We start from the raw sequence: 6,515 nt of genomic DNA, 5'->3' as shown, positions 1-6,515 counted from the left end.
GCAACACTCAGCATGATGCGTCGGCAGGCTTTTTGGTGAACCGGTAGAATCGGATGCCGTTTTGCATCGGCCAATTCTCGGTCGATGCGCATGTCGGACATCGCGACGATTGCTCCGCGCCCTACGCCGGCCAGAAGCCGGCCTCACTTTCTACCAGGCGGCCCATGCGACGTTCCGCATTTTTCATCCGCATAATCGGCATCGGGATTCTGTTTCACGTGTATATCGGCGTGCGCCTCATTCCTGCGGCGCCCGTGGGGACCGCGCTCAAGATACTCGCGGTACTTGCACTGGTGGTGTCGGTGATGTTGATTCCGCTCGGCATGATCGCGCGCAACATCGGGCAGCAGCCGCTTTCCGATCGCCTGGCGTGGATCGGGCTGCTGATAATGGGTTTCTTCTCTTCGCTGCTCGTGCTGACGTTTCTTCGGGACATCGTGCTGCTGGTATTGCACCTGGCGAGCAGCAGTGAAAATGCTGTAAACCCCTGGCCGGCATTCAGGGCATGGAGCGCCCTCGGCGTTCCGGTGCTGGCCGTGCTGGTGACGGTGTTCGGCATCTACAGCGCGCGCCGCCGGGCGGCAGTCAAGAACGTGGACGTGCCCATCGATAACCTGCCTGCAGCGCTCAATGGCTTCACCATTGTCCAGATCAGCGACATCCACGTCGGGCCGACCATCAAGCGCCAGTACGTGGAAAAGATCGTGGCCGCCGTCAATGCGCTGAAGCCCGACCTGATTGCCGTGACTGGCGACGTGGTCGACGGTTCCGTGCCGCATCTTGCTGCCCACACACGCCCGTTGTCCGAATTAAAGGCGCGCCACGGCGCGTTTCTGGTGACTGGAAATCACGAGTATTACGCGGGCGCCGACAAATGGATCGCTGAATTCCGCCGGCTTGGGCTCACTGTCTTGCTCAACGAACATGTGGTGGTCGACCACGATGGCGCGCGCGCGATCGTGGCCGGCGTGACCGACTACGGCGCAGGCAGCTTCGATCCCGCGCACAAGAGCGATCCCGCCAAGGCGATGCTCGGTGCACCCGCCGACATCATGTTCCGCCTGCTCCTCGCGCATCAGCCACGCAGCGCGCCGGCGGCATCGAAGGCAGGTTTTACACTGCAGTTGTCGGGTCACACCCACGGAGGCCAGTTCCTGCCGTGGAATTTCTTCGTACGGCTGCAGCAGCCGTTTGTGGCGGGCCTCGAAAAGCTCAATGACCTATGGGTGTACACAAGCCGCGGAACCGGCTACTGGGGACCGCCTATCCGGATTGCCGCACCGTCCGAAATCACGCGCCTGCGCCTTTTGAGCGGCACGCGTCCCGCCTGAGACAACCGTCGCTTAACGACGCCCGGCTATGGAAAGGATTAACGACTCTACGTCGATAACCTTTCCTATTATTTTAATTATCGAATTGATTCAGTTATCAAAATACAAGACACAATCTCCGGTTAATCTGTAATTGACGCGGATCAATGGACAGTGACGCAAGCGCCGCGGTATAAATATCGTTAGCGCTTTAGTGCGTTTGCGCTTCTGATTCGAAATTAAATTGATTTGGAGCGCGATTAACTATTTCATCGTCCGGAGAAATGCATGAACGCAAAATGGATTTTGGCTGCATCGCTGGCTGGCTGCTTGGCGATCGTAAATGTCAGCGCGCAAACCGATGATCAGCTTTCCACCGACGCCATTAAAACCGCGCTGGCCTCGGAGCCACGCCATCTCCAGGCGCAGATCGTGGGCATTGATATCGGTTCCCGAACCCTTTCTCTCAAAGGATCCAAAGGACATGTCGTCCCGGTGGCGGTCAGTCCCCAGGTTACCAACTTCGATTCGCTCAAAATCGGTGATCGCGTTGATGTACTGATCAAGGAAGCCCTGTTACTGAGAGCGGTCAAATCAACAGTTGCGGATGCCGGTCTGAGAAAGCGCGTCGATACGACGGCATTCGCCTCTGCGTCCGACGCATCGGGTTTCGGCGCGGCAAAGGAAATCGAGATTATTGCGACTGTGCAAAGTATTGATCAAAAGAAGAAAACGATTACACTACGCGGACCGTGGCATACCGAAACGTTTGGTATCCCGCCGGAATTGGCCGCAAAAAAGCTCAAGGCCGGGGACACTGTTCACGTGGTATATATTTCTGCCACAGCGGTTGAAGTGACTCCGGTTGCAAAGTAGATCCTAAATCCTGATCAGAACCGCGCCGGCCGTAACGAGCGCGCACGCCACGACGCGTCGCGCGGTCAGCTTCTCGCTCAGGAACATCCAGCCGATCAGCACCGCAAAAATTGAGCTGAGCTCGCGCAACGCGGAGACCATCGCGATCGGCAGGTAGCGAAACGCGATGACCACAATCCCGTACGCCACCATTGCAATTGCGCCGCCCACCATGCCCTGCATTGAACGGCGCGGGTTGCTCAGAAATAGTCGGCGCGGACCGCCGTATCGGTACAGCGCGAACACCGCGAACGGCACGTTGAAGAGCAGATACACCCATGCAATGTACGCAAAGCTGTTTCCCGCGACACGCACGCCAAGGCCATCAACGATCGTATAAGCCGAGATGAACGCACCTGTCAGAAGCGCGGCCGGCACGCTTGCGGCGGCGAAACGGCGCTTGCGGAATGCGAGTGAGATGATGCCTGCCGATACCAGCGTCACCCCTGCCAGCGCCAGCGGCCGAAGATGTTCCCCCGCGAACACGAACGCGCCGGCGAAAACGAGCAGGGGCGAAAGCCCCCGTGCGATCGGATAGATCTGTCCGAAGTCCCCGGCTTTATAGGCTTTTGCGAGCGCCACGCAATAACCGAACTGCAATACTGCCGAAGCGCCGATGTACGGCCAGCTCTCGCGCGCCGGTGCCGGCACGAGCAGCAGTGCAACAGCGGAACACACGATGTAGGGGAACGACATCATCCCGAACTGCCAGACGCGGTCCGCGCTGGAATGGAGGAATGCGTTCCAGGTTGCGTGCAGCAGCGCGGAAAACAGGACGAGCAAGACGATGAAAGGCTGCATCAGAAGGTGCGGGGACGGGGATGCGCGAACTCGGTTCGTGGCAATGTAAGGCGTTGATTGGCGAAAAGTGGCAGTCGGAAGCGCCTCATTATGACAGAGAACGGGCCGGGGCGACACGTGCCTCTCCTAGGGCATTTCAGACGGCACAAGCCTTGAGTGCGTCAAAAGCCGCCAGGGATTCCGCATATCGATCCCCGGCTCCTGCTGCTCGATGATCCCGCCGCCGGCCTGACGGCGCCCAACCTCAAGGAGCTCGTGGCGAACGTCGAGGCGCGAGCTGAAGATCGCGCCATGCATCAGTTCTCAGGCGGCCGTGGCCGGCGTCCCGCACAACCACGCCACGTCGACCCTTAAAAGCCTGGAAAGACGCCGGCATTGTCCGCTGCCCGGCAGCGTGATCCCGGCCCGCCAAAAGTGGACCTCGTGCTCCTTCACGCCCATATACGATGCAACCAGCCGGGTCGTGAACCGTGCCCGCTTGATCGTCATATCCAGTTTCGTTGAAAACAATTTTCGGAAACGGTCCGAATGCGTGTTTCTGTCCAGATGGACTTCCAGTTCGTTTGCGCGTCGCATGTTGCTTAACCTCGCTAACAGGTCCGACATGACTATCGTGTTTCGGCTTCCGGCACCTCGGCATGACTGTTGCCGCGAATGTAGTGCTCCAGTTGATGTATCGTGAACTGCTGCTCCGCGATCAGGTTCTTCACAAGATCGCCGATCGACACCATCCCGATCAGCAATCCTCCATCGATAACCGGAAGATGGCGGATGCGGTTGTCCGTCATGAGCGTCATGCAATGCTCGGTCGTCTGGTTGAGACGAACATAACGAACCGCCCTCGACATCACGTCACCGACCGGCGTCACCCTGGACGAGCGGTCGAGCAACACGATCTTGCGTGCGTAGTCGCGCTCCGTGAAGATGCCGGTGATCTGGTCGCCAGACGTCACCACCAACGCGCCAATCTGCTTGTGGGCCATCAGCTTGATGGCGTCGAACACGCTCGCCGTGGCCTCTATTGTGTGAAACGACTGATCCGGTTTGGAACTCAGTAACTGCGCAACGGTTGTCATTCAGAACCTCGCTGATATCCGGCCGTTCAACGAAGGGCCGTGTTTGATTGATCGAAAAATCCGAAGCTTAGGGGCTTCAAGGCTTCAAGGTCAGCCGAAGTCGAACAGCTCGCCGAGCATCGACTTCTTCTTTTTGTATGGATGACGGCGCTCGCGATATTCATCGTCGCGGCGATCATGGTCGTCATAGCGAATGCGCTCGTCCCGCCTGCGCTCGGTGTTCGCGTTCGTCAATATCGCAGCGGGCTGTGGCGCAGCGCTCCGCACGCGGCCTTCTTCCGCCGCACGGTCGATCAGTTTGTCGAGCTCCCCACGATTTAGCCATACGCCGCGACACGTCGGGCAATAGTCGATTTCGATGCCTTGTCGGTCTGTCATCAACAGCTCCGGGGTCTTGCACATGGGACATTTCATTCTCTTGGCTCCTTCGTTTTCGTCGCTACCGAAGTTCTAATGTATAGTAAGTAAGCATAATGTAATATACGTATTTTCAACGTCGATCGTTCGGGAATATCGATGTATCGGGTGTCGCTTACAGGGCCAGGATGAACTTCAAGCACTTGTATTATTTTTGGGTCGCGGCGCACGCGGGTGGCATCGCCCGAGCGGGTGCGCAGTTGCACATCACGCCGCAAACGCTCAGCGGACAGATCAAACTGCTCGAGGAAACGCTCAACAAAAAGCTTTTCAAGAAAAGCGGCCGCAATCTGGAGCTGACCGACGCCGGCAGGCTCGCGCTCGATTACGCCGATGAGATCTTTTCCCTGGGCGCCGAACTCGAGAGCGCAGTCCGGCAGGAGAGGGAAGCAGCGCGTACGCAACTGCGCGTGGGTGTGGCGGATTCGGTGCCGAAAACGGTTGCTTACCGGTTGCTCGAACCGGCCTTGAACTTGTCGACCTCGCTGAAACTGATCTGCAACGAAGGCAAACTGCATTCGCTGTTATCGCAGCTTGCAGTGCATAAACTCGATTTGATCATCGCCGACGCGCCGATTCCCCCTGATGTGAACGTAAAGGCCTTCAATCATTCGTTGGGCCGCTCCACGCTGAGCTGTTTTGCACCCAAGGCGCTGGCGACCCGCGGCGCGAGGTCATACCCGGCATCGCTCAGCGACATGCCCGTGTTGCTGCCCGGAACGGAATCGGCCGTGCGAAGGAAGCTCGATCACTGGCTCAAGTCTCGCGGGATTACGCCGCGCATTGTCGGAGAATTCGATGACAGCGCGCTCACGCTCGCTTTCGGCCGCGAAGGCCGCGGTGTGCTGTTCGCCCCCACGGTCCTGGCGGCGCAACTTAAACGCGAACATGGACTGGTGGCGATCGGGCATATAGAGACGATCGTTGAGGAGTTCTTCGCGATTTCCATCGAAAGACGTATCAGCCATCCCGCGATTTCATCGATCATGAATGCCGCGCGGAGTACGTTGTTCAACGGCTGAAAACCCGTCCTCCTTCCATCGCGATGTATGCGGTCAATTTCTTTCAAAGAAATAACAAAAATAACTTACATTACGGTTAGCTTTCAACTATAACGGTCATACGTGTTGCGGACTGCCATGTCGCGTACCACGCCTCAGCCCGTCAGGCATGCCTGCGGGCTTTTTTTTGGCCCTTGAAAAGTCGTCGAGAAAACGTGAGGCGTTCTTTCATATTCCCTTCAGTAATAACCCGATCTGGTGAAAACCCTGTCATTTCTTTCACTTGACTTACTTGATATATCACATATTGTGTATCCCATTGCTACCCCTCAAACGAGACGGCAATGAGGCAGACGTCAATTCGGCGTCCCGAATACAAGGCAGCAAATGCCAAGGAGACAGTGATGGAAACGAATCGCCCGGTAGGAGAGTCGCGCCTGGCATCGCCATGGGTGCAGCTCGTGTTCGGCGTGATCTGCATGGCCATGATCGCGAACATGCAGTACGGCTGGACGCTGTTTGTCAATCCGATCGATGAAAAGCATCACTGGGGCCGCGCGGCCATCCAGGTCGCGTTCACGATTTTCGTCGTGACCGAAACATGGCTTGTTCCAATCGAAGGTTATCTCGTCGATAAATACGGCCCGCGTCCGGTAGTCGTCGTTGGCGGCTTGCTGTGTGCGGCTGCGTGGGTTCTCAATTCGATCTCGGCTTCCTTGCCAATGCTGTACTTCGCGGCCGCAGTCGGTGGCGTGGGCGCGGGCGCCGTGTACGGCACGTGCGTGGGCAACGCGCTCAAGTGGTTTCCGGATCGTCGAGGGCTGGCAGCGGGTATCACCGCGGCGGGTTTCGGCGCCGGGTCGGCCGCGACGGTCGTGCCTATTGCGCACATGATCAAGAACAGCGGCTATGAAGCGACCTTCCTGTGGTTCGGCCTGGGTCAGGGACTGGTCGTGTTCTTCCTCGGCATGGCGCTGTTCGCACCGCCGGCGAGC

At 57.9% G+C, this 6,515-nt stretch carries 8 protein-coding genes; 5 read left to right on the top strand and 3 right to left on the bottom strand.

The window, feature by feature from the left end:
* The first annotated feature begins 164 nt into the window (after nucleotides 1-164).
* On the top strand, nucleotides 165-1,331 hold the full coding sequence (locus tag ACFFAR_RS21165; RefSeq protein WP_062172342.1) for a metallophosphoesterase: 1,167 nt from the start codon (nucleotides 165-167) through the stop codon (nucleotides 1,329-1,331).
* Between the two features lie 267 nt (nucleotides 1,332-1,598).
* Nucleotides 1,599-2,186: a DUF1344 domain-containing protein gene (locus tag ACFFAR_RS21160; RefSeq protein WP_174363865.1), complete on the top strand. Its 588-nt coding sequence runs from the start codon at nucleotides 1,599-1,601 to the stop codon at nucleotides 2,184-2,186.
* A gap of 3 nt (nucleotides 2,187-2,189) precedes the next feature.
* On the opposite strand, the gene ACFFAR_RS21155 is transcribed toward ACFFAR_RS21160, so the two are convergent.
* Entirely contained in the window at nucleotides 2,190-3,026 is an 837-nt protein-coding gene (locus ACFFAR_RS21155) for an EamA family transporter (RefSeq protein WP_375508400.1), read from the bottom strand.
* Nucleotides 3,027-3,182: 156 nt separating this feature from the next.
* Here ACFFAR_RS21155 and ACFFAR_RS21150 point away from each other — a divergent pair, with 156 nt between their 5' ends.
* Complete coding sequence (locus ACFFAR_RS21150) at nucleotides 3,183-3,380, top strand: hypothetical protein (protein ID WP_174363863.1); 198 nt, start codon at nucleotides 3,183-3,185, stop codon at nucleotides 3,378-3,380.
* A gap of 254 nt (nucleotides 3,381-3,634) precedes the next feature.
* Here ACFFAR_RS21150 and ACFFAR_RS21145 read toward each other — a convergent pair whose 3' ends face one another.
* Complete coding sequence (locus ACFFAR_RS21145) at nucleotides 3,635-4,102, bottom strand: CBS domain-containing protein (protein WP_174363862.1); 468 nt, start codon at nucleotides 4,100-4,102, stop codon at nucleotides 3,635-3,637.
* A 90-nt stretch (nucleotides 4,103-4,192) separates the two neighbouring features.
* Entirely contained in the window at nucleotides 4,193-4,516 is a 324-nt protein-coding gene (locus ACFFAR_RS21140) for a zf-TFIIB domain-containing protein (RefSeq protein ID WP_174363861.1), read from the bottom strand.
* A 131-nt stretch (nucleotides 4,517-4,647) separates the two neighbouring features.
* Here ACFFAR_RS21140 and nhaR point away from each other — a divergent pair, with 131 nt between their 5' ends.
* The gene (gene nhaR / locus ACFFAR_RS21135) at nucleotides 4,648-5,541 is read left to right on the top strand and encodes a transcriptional activator NhaR (protein WP_174363860.1); all 894 of its coding nucleotides are present in this window, start codon (nucleotides 4,648-4,650) and stop codon (nucleotides 5,539-5,541) included.
* Between the two features lie 383 nt (nucleotides 5,542-5,924).
* Nucleotides 5,925-6,515: MFS transporter (locus tag ACFFAR_RS21130; RefSeq protein ID WP_375508399.1), on the top strand; the 591-nt coding region annotated here is incomplete at its 3' end.

This window comes from uncultured Caballeronia sp. (assembly GCF_964243625.1).
GTDB lineage: Bacteria > Pseudomonadota > Gammaproteobacteria > Burkholderiales > Burkholderiaceae > Caballeronia.
The sequence above is the reverse complement of the archived record's forward strand: the minus strand, read 5'-3'. Positions and strand labels throughout refer to the sequence as shown.